Source organism: Chitinophaga sp. 05T412 (assembly GCF_056396465.1).
This window is the reverse complement of the sequence record NZ_JBFTLN010000005.1, coordinates 256,337-279,065: the sequence shown is the minus strand read 5'-3', so window position 1 is coordinate 279,065 and position 22,729 is coordinate 256,337. Positions and strand designations below refer to the sequence as shown.

The window sequence follows — 22,729 nt, the reverse complement described above, 5'->3', positions numbered from 1 at the left end:
CATATGTCATTAGAATTAAATATCAACGCAGAAATTAAGGCTGCGATGCTGGGCAAAAAAGAAGCGGATCTGCGTGCATTGCGTGCTATCAAGGCTGCTATATTGGTGGCTAAAACAGCGGAAGGAGCTAGTGGAGAACTGACAGCTGCTGACGAAGCAAAACTTTTGCAGAAGCTGGCCAAGCAAAGAAAGGATTCCCTCGAAATTTTCCGTACCCAGAACCGTGAAGACCTTGCCGTAAAAGAAGAAGAGGAGCTGGTGGTAATTGAGCGCTTCCTGCCTAAACAGATGAGTGAAGCTGAATTACGTACAGCCATTACAGATATTATTGCTTCCACTGGCGCCAGCTCTGCCGCCGATATGGGGAAAGTAATGGGCGTTGCCTCCAAACAACTGGCTGGTAAAGCTGATGGAAAGGCTATTTCCGCGCTCGTAAAAGAACTGCTTAGTAAGTAATCTGACAGGAGTCAGGCCGTTTTTTGAGGAAAAGGAATGCCTCAAAAAATGGCGGCTCCTATAGTTCTATCATGCCTATAGACATTATTTTCGCTATCATCATGGTATTTGCCCTTTACAGGGGGTATACCCGTGGATTGATAGTTGCCTTGTTTTCGTTGGTAGCAGCGATACTGGGGCTGGCAGCTGCCCTGAAATTATCGGCAGTTACCGCTTTATATGTACAGCAGCATTGGGATATGCATTCCCGTTGGGTACCAGTACTTTGCTTTATTTGCCTGTTTCTGGGAGTAATTCTGCTGGTCAGGCTGGGAGCAGGGATGTTACAGAAGCTGGTGGAAGCCGTGATGTTGGGTTGGCTGAATAAATTGGGGGGAATACTGTTGTATAGCGTTATATTTATAATAATTTATAGTGTAATGTTGTGGATGGCCAACCAGGTATACTGGCTGAGTCCTGAAACGAAGGCCCAATCTGTTGTGTATCCGTATATAGAGAATATTGGCCCGTGGGCATTGGATCATATGGGAACAGTGATACCGGTTTTTAAGAATGTGTTTGCCCAACTGGAATCTTTTTTCGAGACAACGGCCCGGCATATTCAACCTGGATAACTCGTTTCAAAGATTATTTAGATTAATAAAAAGAATTATTTTAGCGTAAAATTGACTTTCAAGATTTGGCAATGGATTACGAAATCAAAACACAGGGTAAGTTTAATTTTATAGAAGAAGGAGAAGGAGAACCACTGGTATTATTGCATGGACTTTTTGGTGCTTTGAGCAATTTCGCGCACATGATCGAATACTTCAGGCAATATAACAAAGTGATAATCCCGATGTTACCCCTGTACGATTTAAACATCCTGGAAACATCGGTAGGGGGATTAGCCAAATATGTGCATAAGTTTATTGAAGCCAGAGGATACAAAGATGTAAACCTGCTGGGCAATTCACTCGGAGGACATGTGGCATTGGTTTACCTGCTGAAACACCCTGAAGCGCCTATCAAATCGCTGACCCTGACCGGCAGTTCCGGATTGTTCGAAAATGGAATGGGCGAAACCTATCCTAAACGCGGTGACTATGAGTACATCCGCAAAAAAGCAGAACTTACTTTTTACGATCCAAAAATCGCTACCAAAGAACTGGTAGACGAGATGTTTGAAATAGTGAACAATCGCCTGAAAGTGATTAAAATTATCACACTGGCTAAATCTGCTATCCGCCACAACCTGGGCGATGAGCTGAAAGATATCAAACAACCAACTTTACTGATCTGGGGTATGAATGATACCGTAACACCACCCATGGTCGGAGAAGAATTTAAAAAGCTGATACCTAATTCTGAACTGCAGTTCATTGACAAATGCGGCCACGCTCCTATGATGGAAGTACCCGATGAGTTCAACAAAATTCTGCATGCTTTCCTGGAAAAGCTGAAGCATCAATCTGCCAGCTAAACCAGCCTTTACCCGGTTGTTGGATGACTGTACCAACAGGTGCAGTGATTTCGCGTACATGTAATTTCTTTTTCTGTTGGCATATTCTTTCGTATTCTTGTGTAAGAATACGCGACACATGATTGCCAGAGAACTCATATCATCAGTACCTGTCCTGCATCCTTCGGATACAGGAGCAAAGGCGCTGCGTTTGATGAATGAATATCATCTGACGCAACTACCAATGGTAGTGGATAGCAAATACCTGGCCCTGGTGGAAGAAGAAGAGATCATGGATCTCGAAGACCCTGATGTACCGCTGGAATCTACAGCGTACGGAAGTTCCCGCCCGGCTGTCATGGAATATGCTCACCTGTTTGAAGCGCTGAAACTTTTTTACGATTTCAAATTATCTGCCCTGCCGGTAGTTACCAAAGAAAATGAATACCTCGGTATCATTACCAAAGACAATCTCCTGGCAGCACTGGCAAGATATAACGGCGTAAAAGAGACCGGTGGTATCATCGCATTTGAAGTAGATCCGCGCGATTACGCCCTCAGCGAAATAGCCCGCATCGCAGAATCAAATGATGTAATCCTGCTGAGCGTCAATACCATCACCAACCCCGTTACCGGAAAACTGGAAGTGGTACTGAAAACAAACAGACAGGAAATTCAGGGCCTGCTGGCCACCTTCGAAAGGTTTAACTACGTCATTAAATACGTGTTCGCAGAAGAACCCGAAGAAGAATTACTCAAAAAGAACTACGACCTGCTCATGAATTATATCAGCATGTAGTTCTCCCACACTGATTTTATTTTGTTAGATTTATAATGATTAGCGAAGATAGATGCAGATATAATTGCATTCGTCTTCGCTATTTTTATAGAATCCTTGAAACCACAGCATCATCCCGGGTAACACAATTTCGCTTATATCATTCGCTGCAATAGCTTTTTGCTTTTCGCTTTCTGCTTTCACCTTTTTATTATATTTGAATATTGTCAACACGTTTTTAAATTTTACAGAACCTACATGCTGAGACGCTGTTACCTCCTGCTGGCGATGTTCTGCCTGTTGGGAATAGTGTTACCGGAAAATGCCGAAGGACAGACTGCGCCTGCAACAAATGGGGGTTATCTCATTGTACGTAATATCGTCGTTACCGGTAATAAACAAACCCGCACCTCCGTCATCCTGCGGGAAATCAGTACAGTGCCCGGTGATACCATTTATCTCCGCGATCTATCCGCTACCCTGGAAGAAAGGAGAAAACAACTGCTCAATACCTCTCTGTTTCTGAATGTTACGGCTAATATTAAAAACTGGGATGGCGACAATGCCGACCTCGTATTTGAAGTGTGGGAACGCTGGTACACCTTTGCCTTTCCCATCTTTAAACTGGCCGATAGAAACTTTAACCAATGGTGGGTGGAGAAAAAACACAGCCTCGACCGTGTTAATATAGGCGTTAGCGGTGCCCAGGAAAACCTCACCGGACGTAATGATGCCCTCAGCGCCTCCTTACAGTTTGGTTATACCCAACGATTTGCTTTGCAATACAACCTCCCTTATATCGATAAACATTTTCGTCATGGTATCGGTATCCTCGCCTCCTATAAGCGTAACCGTGAGGTGAATGATAGCACCAACTTTAATAAGCAACATTTTTTCCGGAAAGATGAGTTCCTGCGCCAGGTGTATGTGGTAGGCCTCAACTATAGTTATCGCAAAGCCATTAATACCAGGCACCAGGTATTTGTAAATTACAATTACGAAAAAGTAGCGGATTCCGTGGCCATCCTGAATCCCAACTATCTGGGGAAAGGACGTACCCATGTCAGTTTTCTGGATATCACCTATCGTTTAACCTATATCAAAGCCGATAGCTGGGTATATCCCCTTAAAGGATTTAACCTGGTGGCAGAAGTGGGCAAAAAAGGACTGGGCCCCTGGAATGATGTTAACGACGTACATTTCCGGCTGAACATGGCCAAATATTGGGAGCTACGCCCCAAAACGTTTGCGGCGCTTGGTATACGCAGCCAGGCAAGGCTCTCCAACGATCAACCGTATATCAATCAGCAGGCACTGGGTTATGGCGATGATTACCTCCGTGGCCTCGAATACTATGTGGTAGACGGTACCAGCTTCGCTGTGCTGAAATCCACGCTCCGCCAGGAACTGGTATCCTTCAAAATTAAATTGCCCATTGTACCCAAAAAGTTCAATACCGTTCCGGTGCGCATCTTTGCCAAAGCCTTTGGTGATGCGGGGTACGCTTATAGTAAATTTCCTGGTAACGGTGCGCTTAACAACCGGCTTTTATACACCAGTGGCATAGGGATAGATATCGTTTCTTTCTACGACACCTGCCTCCGGATTGAGTACAGCTTTAACCAGTTAGGGCAAAAAGGCCTATTTTTACACACAAGCGTAGATATGTAGCGGAAAAGCAGTTAGCCATTAGCTTTTAGAAAAAGTGGTAGCTAATAACTAAATGCCAGATGCTAAAAGCTAAAAGCCAGAAGAATTATGCATGTAGCACTATATAGCAGGGGATTTATTACAGAAGATATTGCAAACATCCGCTTATTGCTGGAGGAATTGCAGCGGGCGGAAATTGAAGCCATTATTTACGAACCTTTTTATCGTACCCTTCAGCAGCATATCCCTTTTACGAGTGAACCGCCCTTGTTTAGTTCTGCTGAAGACTTACCAGGAAAAATTGACTTCCTGATGAGTTTAGGGGGAGATGGCACCTTGCTGGACACGGTTTGCTACGTACGTGATACCAACATTCCGGTGATCGGGATTAATTTCGGCCGGCTTGGATTCCTGGCCAGTATTGGTAAAGAGGAAATTCATGCACTGGTGCAGGCGTTACTGAACCGTACCTATGTGGTAGATCAGCGATCGCTGTTGCACCTGGATGCCAATATTCCTTTGTTTGGGGATGTACCTTATGCCCTGAACGAGTTTACCATCCACAAAAAAGATACTTCCGCCATGGTAAAGATTCATACTTACCTGAACGGCGAATTTCTGAATACTTATTGGGCAGATGGGTTAATTGTGGCTACACCTACCGGTTCTACCGGTTACTCTTTGAGTTGTGGGGGCCCCATTGTATTCCCGGATGCCGGTAATTTTGTGATTACCCCGGTAGCGCCGCATAATCTCAACGTACGGCCTATTATTGTCCCCAATAACAATATCATTTCTTTTGAAGTAGAGGGCCGTAGTGATCAGTTCCTCTGTACACTGGACAGCCGCATGGAAACCATTGGTAATACTGTGCAGCTGGCCGTTAAAAAGGAGGAATTTAAACTGAGCTTACTGCGCCTGGACGACAGTAACTTCCTGCACACCCTGCGTAACAAATTGTTGTGGGGTATTGATGCGCGGAACACGATTAAAATATAGAAATGTAAAATATATTGTTACATTTACAAATATATTTTCTGCTGATTGTAACATCAATTATGCCTGTGGATGGCGAGAGGGCTACGGAGGAAGCATAATCATCGGCTATACATTAAATAAATCCGGCATTTTAGCGTTTAAGTAGGACTGATTTTATGCTGAAACCTTTTCTWTATCTAAAATACATCACCCTATTATTGCTGGCAACAGGCTGTCTGTTTGCCAATCGGGTGATGGCGCAGAATGAATTGTCGTATGTAGGGGAGTTGGGTTTATCTGTGGGCGCGGCGCAATATTTTGGGGATCTAAACACCCGGGGGGCGCTGAATACGCTGAAACCTGCTGTGGGCATATACTACAGGAAGTACTTGAATGATTATGTGGGAGCAAGGGTACATGGCCGTTATATGCAGTTGGGCTATTCTGACACCTACAGTAAAAATGAATTTCAGCGGAGGCGTAACCTTAGTTTCAATACTAATTTGTTTGAGTTATCGCTGCAGGGCGACTTTAACTTCTTCCGGTTTGAACCAGGGAGTTTATATGAACGTTTTTCTCCATATTTGACAGGGGGCGCCAGTATTTTTTATTTTAATCCTTACACCTACCTGGACGGCCACAAATATTTTTTACAGCCCATACGTACGGAAGGGCAGGGAACGGCCCTGTATCCGAACCGTAAGCCCTATAGCCTGGTATCGTATGCCTGGTTAATAGGAGGGGGCTTCAAGTATAATATCTCCAAAAAAGTGAATGTGGGGCTGGAAGCACTATATCGTTTTACCCAAACAGACTATTTGGATGATGTAAGCAGCACTTATGCAGGGCCGGCGGCATTTCCGGTACTGGCAAATGGTCAGCCATCCGTGGCCATGCAATTGCAGGACCGGTCAGGAGCGTATGGCACACCAATAGGCGTAGCGGGCCGCCAGCGTGGTAATAGCCGGGATAAGGATCAGTACCTAACTATCGAGCTCACGATCAGCATTCTTTTTACTTCTTACAACTGTAAATTTTGATTTAGGAAGAAAATACTTTCTGCCGGCAGGCTTTCCATGCCTGCGAACCGCCCGGATACTTCTCCGAAATTGCTAAAATCCCCACTGGTATTGATTTCGCTGTTAAAACTACGTTAAAACAACTTATTGGGCTTTGCCAAAAAAGTCATTACTCTATTTTTGTATCTTTGCACCCTTTTAGGAAATAATCTGTTATAATACGCCTGACACAAATGAGCTTGAAGGATAAATTGGACTTACAACGGTTACCGCGCCATATAGCCATTATTATGGACGGGAATGGCCGTTGGGCAAAAGAGCGGGGTCAAGACAGGCTGTATGGGCACCACGAGGGGGTAGAAAGTGTGCGAAATATAGTGGAGACCTGTGCAGAACTTGGGATAGGTTATCTGACCTTATACGCCTTTTCTACCGAAAACTGGGATCGCCCAGTATATGAAGTAAATGGCATTATGGAGTTGCTCGTAAACACTATCCGCATGGAAGTGAATACGTTATCAAAAAATAATATCCGTTTGAGTGTGATTGGCGACATGGATATGTTACCACCGCAAGCTCAGCGGGAAATGGAAGAAGCGATTGCGCTTACCAGCCAAAATACCGGTCTTAACCTCATTATGGCACTTAGCTATAGTGCCAGGTGGGAAATCGTAAATGCTGCCAGGAAAATAGCCCTGGACGTGAAAAATGGAGCCCTGGACCCCGCAGCGGTAACACCTGAAGTATGGGAGAAATATCTCTGTACTGCCGGTTTACCAGACCCTGAGTTAATGATTCGTACCAGTGGAGAATGCAGGATCAGTAATTTTCTACTATATCAGCTGGCCTACGCGGAACTGTATTTTACAGATACTCGTTGGCCGGATTTCCGCAATGAACATCTTTACCAAGCCATCTTAAATTACCAAACCAGAGAACGGCGCTTTGGCAAAACAAGCGAACAAATTCAGCAGAATGAAGAAATTATTTCCTAAGGGCCTTCTGGCTATAGCATTATGTTGCAGTGCAGGCATTCGTGTATCCGCTCAGCAAAAAGATACCGTGCCCCCCACGCAGCCTCCTGCTAATCCGCCGGCCGTTTCTCCTATTAGCATGGGTAATCCGCAACAGTACGAAATTGCCGATATTACCGTGGCCGGGACCCAATACCTGGATAAATCATTGCTGCTGTCCCTCTCCGGCCTCAGCGTAGGGGATAAGGTAACTTACCCCGGAGGTGACCAGTTTACCAAAGCCATTCAAAGCCTTTGGTCACAAAGATTGTTCGCGGATGTCACCATCTACGTGACAAAAATTGAAGACAATAAGATCTGGCTGGAAATCGGATTAACCGAAATGCCCCGTATGTCCACTTTCTCCTTCAAAGGAATCAAGAAGGCAGAAGGCGACGATATTGCCACCAAAGCCACCCTGCGTAAAGGAAGTGTAATTACCCAGGCCATGAAACAAAACGTGATTGGCGTGGTGCATAAATTCTATGCAGATAAAGGCTTCGGTAACGCTACTGTGAAAATAGAAGAAAGAGCAGATAGCGGCCAGGTTAACTCTAAACACGTTATCTTCTACGTTACCAAAGGAAATAAAGTACGCATCAACGATATCAATATCGTAGGCAACAACAATATTGCGGATTCCAGGATCAAGAAAAGAATGAAGGGCACTAAAGAGCGTTCCCGCTTTACCCTGCATCCGGATGATGAACACGTATATGTAGACTCCCTGGCGGCACCAGATGATTTCTGGCAAACCTATGGTTTCCTGCAACCTACCCGCGCACTTGAAAAGCTGGACCCTTATTTCCGCTTTAAACTTTTTAGTTCTGCCAAGTTTAATGAAACCAAATACCTGGAAGATAAAGCTAAAGTAGTAAGCCTCTATAACTCCAAAGGTTATCGCGATGCCGTTCTTGTACGTGATACTACCTACAAATCCCGGGATAAGAATCTGAATATCGATATGCAGATCTCTGAAGGGAAAAAATATTATTTCGGTGATATCACCTGGAAAGGTAATACCCGTTACAGCGACTCCGTATTGACACGTATCCTCGGTATCAAGAAAGGAGATATCTATAACCTGGAACTGCTGGAAAAAAGAATCGGTAAACAAATGTCACAGGAAGGTGGCGATATCAGTGGCTACTACATGGACTACGGTTACCTGTTCTTCCAGATTGACCCGGTAGAAATTGGTATCCGTGGCGATACCATCGACTACGAAATCCGTTTACGTGAAGGTCCGCAGGCTACCATCAAGGAAGTACGCATTGCCGGTAACGAAAAAACAAACGAACACGTTATCCGTCGTGAGCTGCGCACCATCCCAGGTGAAAAATTCAGCCGCCAGGATCTGATCCGTTCTAACCGTGAAATTGCCAACCTTGGCTTCTTCAACCCGGAAAAGATTGGTATGAACCCGGTGCCTAATATTCAGGATGGTACCGTGGATATTGATTATACAGTAGAAGAAAAAGCCAATGACCAGCTGGAACTGTCAGCCGGTTGGGGTGGTTATATCGGTTTAACCGGTACCCTTGGTGTTACATTCAATAACTTCTCTTTACGTAATATCTTCAAAAAGGAAACCTGGGACCCATTACCAAGTGGCGATGGACAGAAACTTTCTGTTCGTGTGTCTTCCAATGGTAAAGCTTACCGTTCTTATAACTTCTCCTTCACTGAGCCATGGCTGGGTGGTAAGAAGAGAAATCAGTTTTCTGTGAGCTTCTATAGCAGCTACCAGAATCCTTACGCTTACAACGATTACTACAAACTGCCAGGTGATACCAGCAGATCTACGGATGGTCACTTTAAAGTATTGGGTGCTTCCGTATCATTGGGTAAACAGCTGAAATGGCCAGATGACTACTTCACCCTGATTTACTCTGTGAACTACCAACAGTATAAACTGAAGAACTATAACTACTTTGGTATCCAGGGTTTTGAAAATGGTACTTCCAATAACGTGAACGTAAAACTGACGCTGGCAAGATCTTCTGTGGATCAGCAAATCTTCCCGCGTAGTGGTTCCAACTTCATGTTATCTGCACAGTATACGCCGCCATACTCATTGTTCAATCCTGACAAGGACTACAAGAATGAACCGGCTTCCAAGCAGTTTAACTTTATTGAGTACCAGAAGTATCGCTTTAACGCAGAATGGTATGTGCCTTTGAGCAAACCAATGGGTAGCGATAACAAAACCTTTGTGTTGAAAGTAGCGGCTAAATTTGGTTATATTGGTCGTTATAACAACCGCACTACCCTGTCGCCTTTCGGCCGGTTTGAAATGGGAGGTGATGGTTTGAGTAACTTTGCTATTTATGATCGTGATATCATCTCTCAGAGAGGTTATCCGGTGTATTATACATCCGATCCAAGTATCAATCCTGAAAATGGCCAACCAGCCAACTACTCTGGATTCACCGTATTTAATAAGTTTGTGATGGAACTGCGGTATCCGTTCAGTCTGAATCCAAGTTCCACCATCTTTGGTCTGGCATTCCTGGAAGCAGCGAATGGTTACAAGGATCTGAACGAGTACAATCCGTTCCGTTTACGTCGTTCTGCTGGTATCGGTATGCGTTTCTACCTGCCTATGTTCGGATTGCTTGGATTTGACTATGGTATTGGGTTTGATCGTCTTACACCAGGTGGTGGTCTGAAGGATGCGGCTAAGTTTACCTTTATGCTCGGCTTTGAACCAGAATAATGTGAAAATAAATTATATATTGCAAGTTTAACCGTTGTCTTGGTTTTGCAAAAAATCTATTGTAGCATGAGAAAAATATTTATTACAGCCGCTATCGTATTGGTTATGGGCGGTGCAGCAAGTGCACAGCGCTATTGTGTGATAGATACAAAATATATACTGGAAAGTATTCCGGAGTACAAGGACTCGCAGAAGAAACTGGATGCCGTTGCTGAACAGTGGCAGAAAGAAATTGACGCGAAATTCCAGGAAGTAGATAAGATGTATAAGTCTTATCAGGCCGAGCAGGTCATGTTAACAGAAGAATTAAAGCGGAAGAGAGAGGATGAGATTGTAGCTAGAGAAAAAGAGGCAAAGGATTTGCAGAAGAAGCGTTTTGGTTATGAAGGCGACCTTTTCAAGAAAAGAGAAGAGCTGGTAAAACCAATCCAGGACAGGATCTACAATGCAGTGCAGAAGTTATCTGCGAGCAGGATGTTTGACTTTGTGCTGGACAAGGCCGCTGGTGCCACCGTTATTTTCTCCGATCCCAAGCTGGATAAGAGTGAAGAGATTCTGAAATCCCTGGGGGTGAAGAAATAATCGTGTACCTATTTTTTAACTATAAGTATTTAAATTTTTTTAAACACAGACAACATCATGAAGAAGTACGTAATTATTGCTTTTGTGGCGGTTACCGGTTTGTTCAGCGTGAATGCAATGGCACAATCCAAAGTCGCACATATCAATGCGCAGGCACTGGTAGCCAGCATGCCGGAAGCTAAAAAAGCAGAAACTGATCTGCAGACTTTTGCTCAAAGCCTGGAAGGTGAGGGTAAAACTATGGTGGATGAGTACACAAAGAAAATGAAGGAATTCGACGACAAGGCAGCTACTATGACCGATAATATGAAAGAAATTAAAGGTCGTGAAATCCAGGACGCACAGAAGCGTATCCAGGACTACCGCGAAGCTGCTGAACAAAAAGTACAGGCTAAACAACAGGAACTGTTGAAACCAATCTACGATAAAGCTCGCAAAGCTATCGAAGATGTAGCAAAAGAGAAAGGTTACGGTTATGTAATCGATAGCTCTGCTGGTATGCTGCTGGTTTCTCCTGCTGCTGACGATATCCTCGCCGCTGTTAAGACTAAACTGGGCGTTAAATAATTGACTTTTTTAATATAAAGGTGGAATGCGGCTAGTACTGCATTCCACCTTTACATTTAAGAATTTGAGATTTTAATTTTACTTTCTAAATATTTTCTGCTACCTTTGCCTTCCGTTTTAAAAAACAGTATACTTTAATTCGGGAGTTTTAGTATAGTACAGGTAAAAACAAAAAAAGAAATGAAACGTACTTTTCAACCGCATAACAGACGCAGAAAGAGCGTTCACGGCTTCAGAAAGAGAATGGAAACTGCTAATGGCCGTAAGGTATTGGCTTCCCGTAGAGCAAAAGGTCGTAAGAAGCTGACTGTTTCTGACGAGCGTAAGCTGAAATAATTATAGTAGCTAAATACTATTTGCCATAAAAACTTATTCTTTTAAAAAGGAAGAAAGGTTAAAAAGCAGAAAACTTATTGAAACGCTTTTTCGAGAAGGAAAAGCGTTTTCTGTTTTTCCATACCGCGTGGTTTACATGCCTCTCCCCGAGCCATGTAAATATCCCGTGCAGGTAGGTTTTAGCGCCGCTACCCGCCGCTTCCCACATGCCGTGGACCGTAACCGCATCAAACGCCTGGGACGCGAAGCCTGGCGCCTCCAAAAACAGGAATTATACGACCATCTCCAGTCGGAATCCCGGCAGCTCGCCGTTTTCCTCATCTACACAGACAAAAAAATAGCCCCCTTTTCTGTCCTGCAAGATAAAATTTCGGTAATTTTAAGGAAACTGCAGAAGGCAGAAAGCTAAAAGCATAAAGCATAAAGCTATTGTAGCGAGTGCTTTTTGCGAATACTCATACGCTATGTGCAGTCGCTACAATAGCTTTGTGCTTTCAGCTTTTGGCTATTTAAAATATTCGATCTATGTCCCGTGTTGTGCGCTGGTTAGCTTATCCATTTATCTTTCTGATAAAAATCTATCAATGGTTTATATCTCCCTTATTGGGAAGCAAATGCCGGTATACGCCCACCTGCTCACAATATGGCCTCGAAGCATTTAAAAAATATGGCCCTTTCAAAGGCGGCTATCTCACCATAAAGCGTATATTGTCCTGTCATCCCTGGGGAGGACATGGATACGATCCGGTTCCCTGAACAGTGCTACCGGTTGCCAACTATTATCATTCATCTTATACATTCTTGCATGCGTGCGTTTTTTAATAAAAGAAAGAAACTGACAGCACTGCTGTTGTTGCTCGTTACAGCAGCCGGCATCTTTGCTTTCAATGAAAACGACAGATACTTTCAGATTGCCAAAAACCTGGACATATTCGCCGCTTTCTACCGGGAACTGAACACGTACTACGTAGATGATCTGCCACCCGAAAAAGTAATGCGTAAAGGCATTGAAGCCATGCTCGAGGAAACAGATCCATTTACTGACTTCGTTTCCGAAGAAAACCTCGATGATCTCAAATTCATGGCCACCGGTAAATACGGTGGTGTAGGCGCTTCCATCAACACCAACGGCGAATGGACTTCCATTACTGATGTGTATGAAGGCAGTCCAATGGACAAAGCTGGCGTAAAACCAGKGGATATCATTGTGAGCATGGATGGCAAATCCTCCAAAAATGTAGCGCAGGAAGAAGTGAGCAAACTGCTGAAAGGCGCCGCAGGCACCCCGCTGAATATGGTATTCAGGAATCCTGTTACAGGAGTGGAAACACCGAAGAAAATTGTTCGGGAAGAAATTAATGTAAAGGCCGTAAGCTATTCCGGTATCGTGAAGAATGATATCGGGTACATAAAAATGACCCAGTTTACCGAAAACAGTGGTGCTCTGGTACGTCGTGCAGTGGAGCAACTGAGGCAGTCCAACCCGGCACTGAAAGGTATGATCCTTGACCTGCGCGGTAACCCCGGTGGTTTGCTGGATGAGGCCGTTGTGGTGGCTAATATTTTTGTTGACAAGAACAGGTTGATTGTCAGTACACGCGGAAAGGTGAAAAACTGGGACCGCAGCTATGAAACCTCTGAGCAACCGGTAGATATCCGTCTTCCTTTGGCGGTGCTTACCAACCACTCTTCCGCATCCGCGTCAGAAATCGTTGCAGGCAGCATCCAGGACCTGGATCGTGGCCTCGTAATAGGTCAGCGCTCCTATGGAAAGGGGCTGGTACAAACTACCCGCCAGCTGCCTTATAATACCAAATTGAAAGTAACCACCGCAAAATACTATACGCCAAGTGGCCGCTGTATACAAGCGATCGATTACTCACACCGGAATGACGATGGCAGCGTAGACTATGTGCCGGATTCTCTCCGTAAATCATTTACCACCATTGGCGGCAGAGCCGTAAAAGATGGAGGCGGCATAGAACCAGACGCCAAAGTAGATCCTACCTATATCAGCCAGGTAGCCGTTACGCTTATCCGCAAGCAGTTTATTTTCGACTATGCGACTAACTATTATTACAGTCACCCGAAAATAGCCGCTGCCGGTAGCTTCAAACTTACCGCTGCGGAATTTGAAGATTTTGAACGCTATCTCGACAATAAAGATTACAGCTACAAAACGCGTAGTGAAGATGCGTTAGACGCTTTCAAAACTACKGCTAAGAAAGAAAAGTATTACGATGCTATTGCACAGGAGCTGGAAACGCTGGAAACTAAAATGAAACATGATAAAAAGCAGGACCTGCTGAAGAATAAAGAAGAGATCAAACGCTTGCTGGAAGAAGAAATCGTGAACCGCTATTATTTGCAGAAAGGCCGCATTATCAAATCACTGGAGTGGGACAATGAGGTGAATACCGCCATCGATCTCCTGCATAACCAGGTGAAGTATAAGCAGCTGTTAACCGTTGCCAAACAATAACGAATCACTTTTTTCTATCAAAAGTTTTAGTGGCTTGAAGCATTTAACAGATCCTGAATTGCTGGGTTTATTAAGAGAGAATGATGAGTGGGCTTTCAGGGAAATTTATGAACGCTACTGGAAGATGCTGTATCAGCAGGCGCTTAAAAAGCTGCCTACCACAGAAGAAGTAAGGGATATGATACAGGAGATATTCTTCTCGTTATGGAAGTCAAGACACGCACTTGTACTACGGGAATCCCTGCCACAATACCTGTTTTCCGCGCTTCGTTATAAAATTATCGACTATTACCGGCTACGCAGTGTGCGGGGCCGGTATTATGATACCCTGCTACAGGAAGAAGAAATGTTATCACCCGAAGCCAGTGAACAAATACACTACCGCCAGCTGAATACCCTGGTAGAAGAAGAAATAAGACAGATGCCCGCCAAAATGCAGGAGGTATTTGTACTCAGCCGCGATCATAACCTGAATGCGGTGGAAATTGCACAAAAGCTATCATTATCCCACCAGACTGTGCGCAACCAAATCAGCACTGCACTAAAAAGAATCCGCAAAAGACTGGATAATACCCTGTAACGGCATCCGTGAAATCCCATGCCCACAGCGGATTAAAAAAAAGTTAACATTTATCTGGTACACTCACGTTACTTCATCGACAATTATCAGGACGCTATGAAAAATGATATGACGGGCAATATGCCGGAATCCATCCGGGCGCTGCTGCTAAAGCAAAATAGTACCGCTTTATCAGCTGCAGAAAGCCAACAGCTCAATGAATGGTACGAAGCACTGGACCTGGGGCCGGAGGAAAACCCGTTGGCAGAAAGTAACAGCGCCGAAGCAGAACAGGAGTTGATTTGGGAGGGATTGCAACAGCGTATGGAGGAAGCCGCGCCTTCCCGTGTATACCGCCTGAAACCCTGGATGTGGAAAGCGGCGGCAGTAGCCTTATTGGCAGGATTAGCTGCCGGCTGGTTATGGTATCAGCAACGCCCGTATCCGATGGAAGTGGCTACCAACATAGGCAGAATAAAGCACATTACCTTGCCGGATGGCTCACAGGTATGGCTAAACGCCAAAAGCAAGCTGCAGTATGCTAACTGGGGCCCTGATAAACCCCGGGAAGTGATATTGACCGGGGAAGCCTTTTTTGATGTTGCCCAGCAAGCAAAGCAACCCTTTATCATACATACCCAAACAGTAGATATCCGTGTATTGGGTACCTCTTTTAATGTGAAGGCATACGGGGAAGATGGGAATACAGAAACCACGCTGGTCACCGGAAAAGTACAGGTGGTCATGAAGCAGGAGGAAGGTAAAATCGTAGAACTGAAGCCCAGCGAAAAGCTGGTAGTGTCAAACAGCCGGGATATCAAACAAATTGAAACAATCAAAACGCATAATAAACAAACGCCGGACAGTGTTGCTTATCACATTTCACCTGTTAGCATAACACCAGGTGATAATATGCCGGCAGAAATATCCTGGAAGGAAAGGAAACTGACCTTCTTTGATGCGCCATTATCAGAAGTGGCGATGCAGCTGCAACGCTGGTATGGTGTGACTGTAGTTTTTAAAGAAGAAACAATGAAAAATACCCGGTTTACAGGCACTTTCCGGGATGAATCGTTACCAAGGGTAATGCAGGTACTGCAGATGTCCGCACCATTTAGTTATCATATTAACAATGACACGTTATCGATTAGTAAATAAAAAAAATCAACTAAGACTTATGTACAGATAATTTCAGTGAACAAATGAAAAAAGGGAAATGCTGAAACATTTCCCTCTGCGATCAACTGGCTTAAGCGGCACCCTCTCTTGGAAGGATCAGGGATGCTGCAGCCATTTTATTGACCTCTAACTACCTAAAAGTATGAAAAAAAACAGACTTTCCGGGATGGTGTATGCCCCACCCGGGATGCCGTTCACTTATGTTCTAAGAACCATGAAGCTGACAGCTATTTTAATGTTGGCCGCTTGTTTGCAGGTTTCTGCCTCCGCGTTTTCACAAAATAAGATCACGTTGAATGCCAAGCGGATGCACCTTTCCAAAGTTCTGCAGGCAATTGAAGCACAGGGAAATGTACGTTTCGTGTACAACAACGATGTGTTGCCCAACAACGAATTTATTTCCATTGATGTAAAAGATCAGCCACTGGATGTGGTATTAAGCAAGGTATTGCAAAATACGGCCCTCACTTTTAAAGCCCTGGATAAGGAGTTAATTGTGATAGCACCGGGTAATGCGGTCATCAAAAATATCACTGTAAAAGGTAAAGTAACGGATGCCAAAGGCACGCCCATTCCGGGCGCCAATGTGCAAATTGCTGGTACCAGCCGTGGTACCGTTACCTCGCCTGAAGGGATATACCAGATAGAAACCTCTGATGACGCTACCTTGCTGTTTTCTTTTGTAGGATATCTACAGGAGAAGATAGCTGTGAATAATCGTACTACCATCGATGTTGTCCTGAAGGAAGATACCAAAGGATTGAACGAAGTAGTGGTAGTAGGTTATGGTGCACAGAAGAAGGTAAACCTCACCGGTGCCGTATCTTCTATCAGCGCACAGAACCTGGTTTCCCGTCCTGTTACTTCTGTACAAAATGCCCTGCAAGGGCTGGTACCAGGATTAACGGTACTCAGCACTCCCGGAGACGTAGGCAAAAACAATGGTACCATTACCATCCGTGGACGGAGTAACCTGACCAATGCTACTTCTGCGCCACTGTATATCATTGATGGTATTCCTTCTACGGCTGCCGACCTGGCTGCTGTGAACCCCAACGATATTGAAAATATGTCGGTGTTAAAAGATGCGGCATCCGCTTCTATTTATGGTTCCCGCGCGGCTAATGGCGTTATCCTCATTACTACCAAGCGTGGTAAAGAAGGTAAGATGTCTATCGATGTAAATACCAGCTACGGTATTTCTTCACCTACCCGCTTACCTCATTACCTGGGATCAGTGGACTATGCAACGCTGTACAATGAAGGCATGGTGAATGCTGGTAAAAATCCACTGTTCACCGATGAGCAGATACAGAAATTCAGAGATGGCAGTGATCCGGACCATTTCCCGAACACCAACTGGTACAAAGAAGCGTTACGTAAAAATCCCTCCTATAAAGATGTTCAGGTAGGTGTAAACGGTAGTTCCCGGAATACTACTTACTATTTGAGTCTGGCTTATATGAACCAGGAATCACTGGTACCTACTACTGCGCAGAATCGTTATACCATGCGTCTGAATACTACCACGCAGGTATTACCCATCTTCAACATAGGTACTAACATCGCTATGGTGAAAAACGACCTGAAAAACAATGGTGGTGATCTGGGCTTCGTAGAACTGAACCGTGCTGTACCAACATTGGTGGGCCGTCAGAGCGATGGCACCTGGGGCACCATTAACGGTGGTAAGGTAGATGCTACCCTGAGCAAGAATAACGTAATGCGCAATAACCTCGAAGGAGGTAGAAGCTGGGACAGAACCAATACATTTACTGGTGGCGTGAATGGTACGTTAACGCCGCTCAAAGGGCTTGCTGTAAAAGGTCTGGCTTCCTTAAAGCTGGACAATCGCACCGCCAACCGCTTTGTGAATACGATGCCGGCATTGATAGATTTCGATTCAAAAAATGAGCTGAACTCCACTGCCAGATTGTTGAATGAAATGCAGGAGAAATGGGGCCAGCGTCAGGCATTGTTGTTACAGGCATATGCAGAATATGAAAAAACATTTAACCGTCATAGTGCTAAAATTATGATGGGGGCTTCAGAAGAAAGCAATGTTTACCGCGATATATATGTGGGCCGTAAAAATTTTGCGACCAATACTTTGGGTACCGTAGAAGGTGGTAGCCAGAGTCCGGATGATATCAGCACCGGTGATGATCTGGCGGCATTAACACCTGATGGAAAAAGCAAACAGGCAGCAAATGGTTCTTATTCTGAAGCATGGGCGATCCGTTCTTATTTCGGTCGTTTGAACTATTCATTTGCAGATAGATACCTGATTGAAGCCAATATGCGCTTTGACTTGTCTTCCCGTTTCCATCCGGATTACCGTCTGGCTAAATTCCCATCCGTATCAGCAGCGTGGAGAATATCTGAAGAGAATTTCATGAAGTCTGTGAAATGGGTGAGCAATCTGAAATTAAGAGGTTCCTGGGGTATTTTAGGAAATGAAAATGCGGTGCCTATTGGCAACTACGCCAACTACCTGGAAAGTGCCATTACTTATACATTCGAGGGTAATCCGGTAAACGGTGTTTATCAGGACAGGGCTTCCAACAGATTAACTACGTGGGAAAAAGTATACATGAGTAATGTGGGTATAGATGGTACTTTTCTGAATGGTAAACTGGATGTTACAGCAGATTATTTTATCAAGAAAACAGAAGGTATTCTGCTTGAAAAAACACTGGAAGAAGTTATTGGTCTGAAGCCGCCTAGCAGTAATGCAGGCTCTACCCGTAATAAAGGGATAGAGTTGATGTTGTCTTACAACGATAAGATTGGTAAAGACTTTGGCTACAATGTGTCAGTAAACATGTCGATGATTAAGAATACTATTCTTAGCCTGGGTGGTGATAAAGACCGCATGCATGATACCTACTACATTGATCGTGTAGGCGAATCCGTTGGTTCCTTCTTTGGTTATGAAATAGATGGGTTATTGACAGCAGATGATATTAAGAACAAATATCCCTTATTGTATCCTAATTCACAACCAGGTGATATCAAGTACAAAGATGCTGATGGTAATGGTAAAATTGATGGAAATGACCGTCGTGTACTGGGAAGCGAAGTTCCTTGGTTTAACTATGGTTTAAATCTGGGTGCGCACTACAAAGGCTTCGACCTGGGAGTACTCACCTATGGTGTAGTTAATGCCAAAGTATATCTGGCAAATGAGGCATCTTATGCATTCTTTAACGGTGCTGGTGTAAAGGATTATCACCTGGATCGCTGGACGAAAGACAATCCAAATCCTAATGCGCCTTATCCAAGAATGCTGGTAGGTGGAGATGCCACACAAAATAATGATCCGGTATCTGCATTCTGGGTTTTCAATAGCTCTTACCTGCGTATTCGCTCGCTCACCCTGGGATATACCGTACCGGCTACCTGGATAAAAAGAGCCGCGATGTCATCTGCCCGTATCTACCTGGCAGCTAATAATCCTTTCACCATCATGGCAGATAAGCGTTTGAGAGATTATGATCCGGAAATGGCTTCTGGTCGTGGTACATATCCAGGTGTAAAAACATGGGTAATTGGTCTTAACGTGAAATTTTAAAAGGCAGCAAAAAGAACATTATGAAGAAACTGACTATAATAACTGCAGCGCTGGGCCTGTCTATGACCTGGGTTGGGTGCAGTAAAGATTTTCTTAATAGAACACCCGAAGGAAAGGTATCTGAAAATAATTTCTGGAATTCACAAACAGATGTAACCAACGCGTTGAACGCCATTTATGGTTTTATGGGTTCTGGCGATGCCCGGTTGCTGGACGGACAAAACGCCATCTATGAAGACGGTGCGTCTGACAATGCATTGGCACAATACCCATGGGAGAGTAATGCTACCAATATTGCCAAAGGCAACATTACGCCTGCTGTTAATGAAGGATGGGAGTTCAAAGGCATCCGCCGGGCTAATTACTTCCTGGAGAATGTAGACCGCGTGAAAATGGATAATGATCTGAAAGAGAGAACCAAAGCTGAAACCCGTTTTCTGCGTGCATTCTTTTATTCAGGTCTTGTATTAAAATTCGGGGATGTGCCTTTGGTTACCGCTACACTGGCGCCGGATGGCCCTACTGGCGGACGTACCCCTAAAGAACAGGTGTGGAAGTTTATTTTTGATGAGCTGGATGCGGTATCCAAAATATTGCCTGAAGCCTATTCTGGTGGTTATCCATCAGAAAAAGGAAGGGTCACTAAAGGAGCTGCGCTGGCACTGGCTGCACGTTTGCATCTGTATCGTTCTGAATGGAAAGATGCAGTAGATTATGCGAAAGCAGTAATGGCTATTCCTGGTTACCAATTGTTTAAAGTCGTGAGTGAAGATGGTGATGAGCAAATGGATAACTACGCTGGCTGGGTAAACTTTTCTTCTACAGCAGATGAGAAGAATTTCCGCCTCGGACTGAGAAGCTATGAAAAGCTTTTCTGGGCTACTAATAAAGGCAATGCAGAAGTTATTTTCGACAGACAGCATATGTTACAGAAAGATGTGCAGAGTGAAAACACTTACCTGCCGCCTGCTATCCTCGGTGGCTGGAGCTCTGTAACACCAACGCAAGACCTCGTAGATGCCTATGAAAGCTATACCACTGGTGAACCGCGTGTAGTGTTGGACAATGCTACCAGGGCTGCCCGTTTCAAAACCAGGGATCAGGATAAATTATTCTTCGATGAATATAAAAACCTTGATCCACGGTTCTATGCGACTATTATGTTCGATAGCTGCACCTGGAACGGATTGGAAAAAGACTTCCTGTTCAGATGGAAGCGAGGCTCCAATAACTCTACTACCGGCTATAACTTCCGTAAACTGGTAGACCCGGCTGCTTACAAGCAACAGGTGGATAACTATTCTAACCATATCATTATCCGTTACGCAGAAATCCTGTTGACCTATGCAGAAGCGCAGAATGAGCTGGCCGGTCCGGATGCCAGCATTTACAATGCGGTAGACCAGATACGTGAAAGAGTAGGTATGCCTAAGCTCAATCGTGTGAAGTACAGCTCTCAGGCTACATTGCGTGATGCGATCCGTCGCGAGCGCCGTATTGAACTGGCGCTGGAAGGCAACCGTTTTATAGATATCCGTCGCTGGAAAATAGCGCCACAGGTAATGACTACTACCCTGTACGCTATAGACGGAGGTAAGGCGGATAGCCGCACCTGGTATGATAAGTTATACCTAATGCCGGTACCGCAAACCCAAACAGATCTCAATCCCAAGCTGTTACCTAACAACGACGGATACTAATATCAGTGGAAGTCCTCCCGGTTTATGGGAGGACTTTCTTTTACCCCCACATGTGCCCCCTGCTATCCGACCCGGTGAATAATTGTTTGTAGAGAAATGATAACTCAGATTCATTTTAACCCCAAAAACAGCTACAATGAAAACAATGATGCTGGCGTGGCTGCGTTTTTACATAAATTATGAATTCCGGTGAATTGTTTTTATTTTGAGAAAATCTCAGTGAATAAGAAACAGTTATCATTTACAACCTAAAAAAGGGTTAAATCATGCCAGTAAATTCCAATGAAGACTCTCGCCGGGCCTTTCTAAGTAAGTTTGCCAAAGGTGTAGTAGGCGCATCGCTGCTACCCAGTATTCTGACGGCTGCAGATAGACAAAGAAATATTGAGTCGCTTTCCCGGTTGAAGGAAAAGTACAGTGCAAACGATCAGATTCAGATCGCGCTGATAGGTGCAGGTAATATGGGTACCGCAGATGCTAATACTGCGATCACCGTGCCTGGTGTAAAACTGGTCGCCGCCTGTGATTTGTATGATGGCCGGTTGGCAGACGCTAAGAAGAAATGGGGTAACGATATATATACTACCCGTAGTTACCAGGACATCCTGGATCGTAAAGATATTGACGCCGTTATCATTGCTGTACCAGATTTCTGGCACAAGGAAATTTCGGTAGCTGCCATGAATAAGGGCAAATCTGTGTATTGTGAAAAGCCGATGGTACATGATATCACGGAGGGACCAGCAGTAGTGGAAGCACAGGCACGCAACGGAAAAGTAGTATACCAGGTAGGTAGCCAGGGGATGAGTTCTCTGGGAAATGAAAAAGCAAGACAGCTCCTGAAAGATGGCGCTATTGGTAAACTGAACTATGCAGAAGGATTCTGGGCGCGTATGTCGCCTACCGGTGCATGGCAATACCCTATTCCGACCGATGCGTCCACTAAAACAGTAGATTGGGATACTTACCTCAAAAACGCACCCAAACGCGCTTTTGACCCATTACGTTTCTTCCGCTGGCGTAATTACAAAGATTATGGTACTGGTGTTTCCGGCGACTTATTCGTTCACTTGTTTTCCAGCTTGCACCTGGTAACTGGTTCCCTCGGTCCTAATAAGATCATGGCTACTGGTGGTTTACGTTACTGGAAAGATGGCAGGGAAGTACCGGATGTAATGCTGGGTATGTTTGATTATCCGGAAACGGCTATACATCCTGCCTTTAACCTGTCGCTCCGTGTGAACTTCGTAGATGGTACCGGTGGTACCAATTACCTCCGTATGGTGGGTAGCGAAGGCTCCATGACGGTAGAGTGGGATAGAGTAACCGTATATCGCAACAGCGAGCATGTGGATGAGAATGATCCGTTAGCTGCAGCGAATGCGGCCGCCAATAATGCGGGTGGTAAAACGTATGTGTACAACCGTGCAGAAATTCTGCCACAGGATAAAATGGTGTACGAAGCAGWGAAAGGCTATAAAGGTGCTCACTTTGATCACTTCTATAACCTGTTTAACGCGATGCGCACTGGTGGTAAAGTAGCAGAGAACCCAACCTTTGGTTTCCGTGCTGCGGCGCCTGCGTTGCTGTGTAATGAAAGTTATTTTGAAAATAAGATCATTCACTGGGACCCGGAAACACTGAAAGTGAAAGCCTAAGTCCTGGTAAGCTGAAAGCATAAAGCTAAAAGCAAAAA

20 protein-coding genes are annotated in these 22,729 nt (G+C 44.6%); all 20 read left to right on the top strand.

Going from position 1 to position 22,729, the window contains the following annotated elements; all coding sequences use genetic code 11:
* Positions 1-3 precede the first annotated feature (3 nt).
* The 20 genes from AC1DFM_RS13645 (at position 4) to AC1DFM_RS13550 (ending at position 22,691) form a co-directional block, all read left to right on the top strand.
* Positions 4-456 carry a GatB/YqeY domain-containing protein gene (locus AC1DFM_RS13645; protein ID WP_477077291.1) on the top strand — a complete coding sequence of 151 codons (453 nt, stop codon included), beginning with the start codon at positions 4-6 and terminating at the stop codon, positions 454-456.
* Positions 457-527: 71 nt separating this feature from the next.
* The gene (locus AC1DFM_RS13640) at positions 528-1,070 is read left to right on the top strand and encodes a CvpA family protein (protein ID WP_477077290.1); all 543 of its coding nucleotides are present in this window, start codon (positions 528-530) and stop codon (positions 1,068-1,070) included.
* 71 nt (positions 1,071-1,141) lie between these two features.
* Entirely contained in the window at positions 1,142-1,918 is a 777-nt protein-coding gene (locus AC1DFM_RS13635) for an alpha/beta fold hydrolase (RefSeq protein WP_477077289.1), read from the top strand.
* Between the two features lie 118 nt (positions 1,919-2,036).
* Complete coding sequence (locus AC1DFM_RS13630) at positions 2,037-2,696, top strand: CBS domain-containing protein (RefSeq protein WP_477077288.1); 660 nt, start codon at positions 2,037-2,039, stop codon at positions 2,694-2,696.
* A 237-nt stretch (positions 2,697-2,933) separates the two neighbouring features.
* On the top strand, positions 2,934-4,346 hold the full coding sequence (locus AC1DFM_RS13625; RefSeq protein ID WP_477077287.1) for a POTRA domain-containing protein: 1,413 nt from the start codon (positions 2,934-2,936) through the stop codon (positions 4,344-4,346).
* An 87-nt stretch (positions 4,347-4,433) separates the two neighbouring features.
* On the top strand, positions 4,434-5,324 hold the full coding sequence (locus tag AC1DFM_RS13620) for an NAD kinase (RefSeq protein WP_477077286.1): 891 nt from the start codon (positions 4,434-4,436) through the stop codon (positions 5,322-5,324).
* A gap of 155 nt (positions 5,325-5,479) precedes the next feature.
* A complete protein-coding gene (porG, locus tag AC1DFM_RS13615) occupies positions 5,480-6,343 on the top strand; it encodes a type IX secretion system protein PorG (protein WP_477077285.1) in 864 nt (287 codons plus the stop codon).
* A 212-nt stretch (positions 6,344-6,555) separates the two neighbouring features.
* The gene (locus tag AC1DFM_RS13610) at positions 6,556-7,317 is read left to right on the top strand and encodes an isoprenyl transferase (protein WP_477077284.1); all 762 of its coding nucleotides are present in this window, start codon (positions 6,556-6,558) and stop codon (positions 7,315-7,317) included.
* Complete coding sequence (locus AC1DFM_RS13605) at positions 7,298-10,054, top strand: BamA/OMP85 family outer membrane protein (protein WP_477077283.1); 2,757 nt, start codon at positions 7,298-7,300, stop codon at positions 10,052-10,054. Before AC1DFM_RS13610 ends, AC1DFM_RS13605 begins: the two co-directional genes overlap by 20 nt.
* Before the next feature lie 66 nt (positions 10,055-10,120).
* Entirely contained in the window at positions 10,121-10,636 is a 516-nt protein-coding gene (locus AC1DFM_RS13600) for an OmpH/Skp family outer membrane protein (protein WP_477077282.1), read from the top strand.
* Positions 10,637-10,693: 57 nt separating this feature from the next.
* Complete coding sequence (locus AC1DFM_RS13595) at positions 10,694-11,203, top strand: OmpH/Skp family outer membrane protein (protein WP_291925251.1); 510 nt, start codon at positions 10,694-10,696, stop codon at positions 11,201-11,203.
* A 180-nt stretch (positions 11,204-11,383) separates the two neighbouring features.
* Complete coding sequence (gene rpmH / locus AC1DFM_RS13590; protein WP_012788729.1) at positions 11,384-11,539, top strand: 50S ribosomal protein L34; 156 nt, start codon at positions 11,384-11,386, stop codon at positions 11,537-11,539.
* A gap of 13 nt (positions 11,540-11,552) precedes the next feature.
* The gene (locus tag AC1DFM_RS13585; RefSeq protein ID WP_477077449.1) at positions 11,553-11,948 is read left to right on the top strand and encodes a ribonuclease P protein component; all 396 of its coding nucleotides are present in this window, start codon (positions 11,553-11,555) and stop codon (positions 11,946-11,948) included.
* 116 nt (positions 11,949-12,064) lie between these two features.
* Entirely contained in the window at positions 12,065-12,295 is a 231-nt protein-coding gene (gene yidD, locus AC1DFM_RS13580; protein ID WP_477077281.1) for a membrane protein insertion efficiency factor YidD, read from the top strand.
* A 49-nt stretch (positions 12,296-12,344) separates the two neighbouring features.
* Positions 12,345-14,021, top strand: a complete 1,677-nt coding sequence (locus AC1DFM_RS13575; RefSeq protein ID WP_477077280.1) for a S41 family peptidase — start codon at positions 12,345-12,347, stop codon at positions 14,019-14,021.
* Positions 14,022-14,055: 34 nt separating this feature from the next.
* A complete protein-coding gene (locus AC1DFM_RS13570) occupies positions 14,056-14,601 on the top strand; it encodes an RNA polymerase sigma factor (protein ID WP_477077279.1) in 546 nt (181 codons plus the stop codon).
* A gap of 96 nt (positions 14,602-14,697) precedes the next feature.
* Positions 14,698-15,738 (top strand): FecR family protein, encoded by a 1,041-nt coding sequence (locus tag AC1DFM_RS13565; protein WP_477077278.1) that lies wholly within the window; start codon positions 14,698-14,700, stop codon positions 15,736-15,738.
* A gap of 163 nt (positions 15,739-15,901) precedes the next feature.
* Positions 15,902-19,333, top strand: coding sequence for a TonB-dependent receptor (locus AC1DFM_RS13560; protein WP_477077277.1), 3,432 nt, complete (start codon positions 15,902-15,904; stop codon positions 19,331-19,333).
* A gap of 20 nt (positions 19,334-19,353) precedes the next feature.
* On the top strand, positions 19,354-21,033 hold the full coding sequence (locus AC1DFM_RS13555) for a RagB/SusD family nutrient uptake outer membrane protein (protein ID WP_477077276.1): 1,680 nt from the start codon (positions 19,354-19,356) through the stop codon (positions 21,031-21,033).
* 266 nt (positions 21,034-21,299) lie between these two features.
* Complete coding sequence (locus AC1DFM_RS13550; RefSeq protein ID WP_477077275.1) at positions 21,300-22,691, top strand: Gfo/Idh/MocA family protein; 1,392 nt, start codon at positions 21,300-21,302, stop codon at positions 22,689-22,691.
* Positions 22,692-22,729 lie beyond the last annotated feature (38 nt).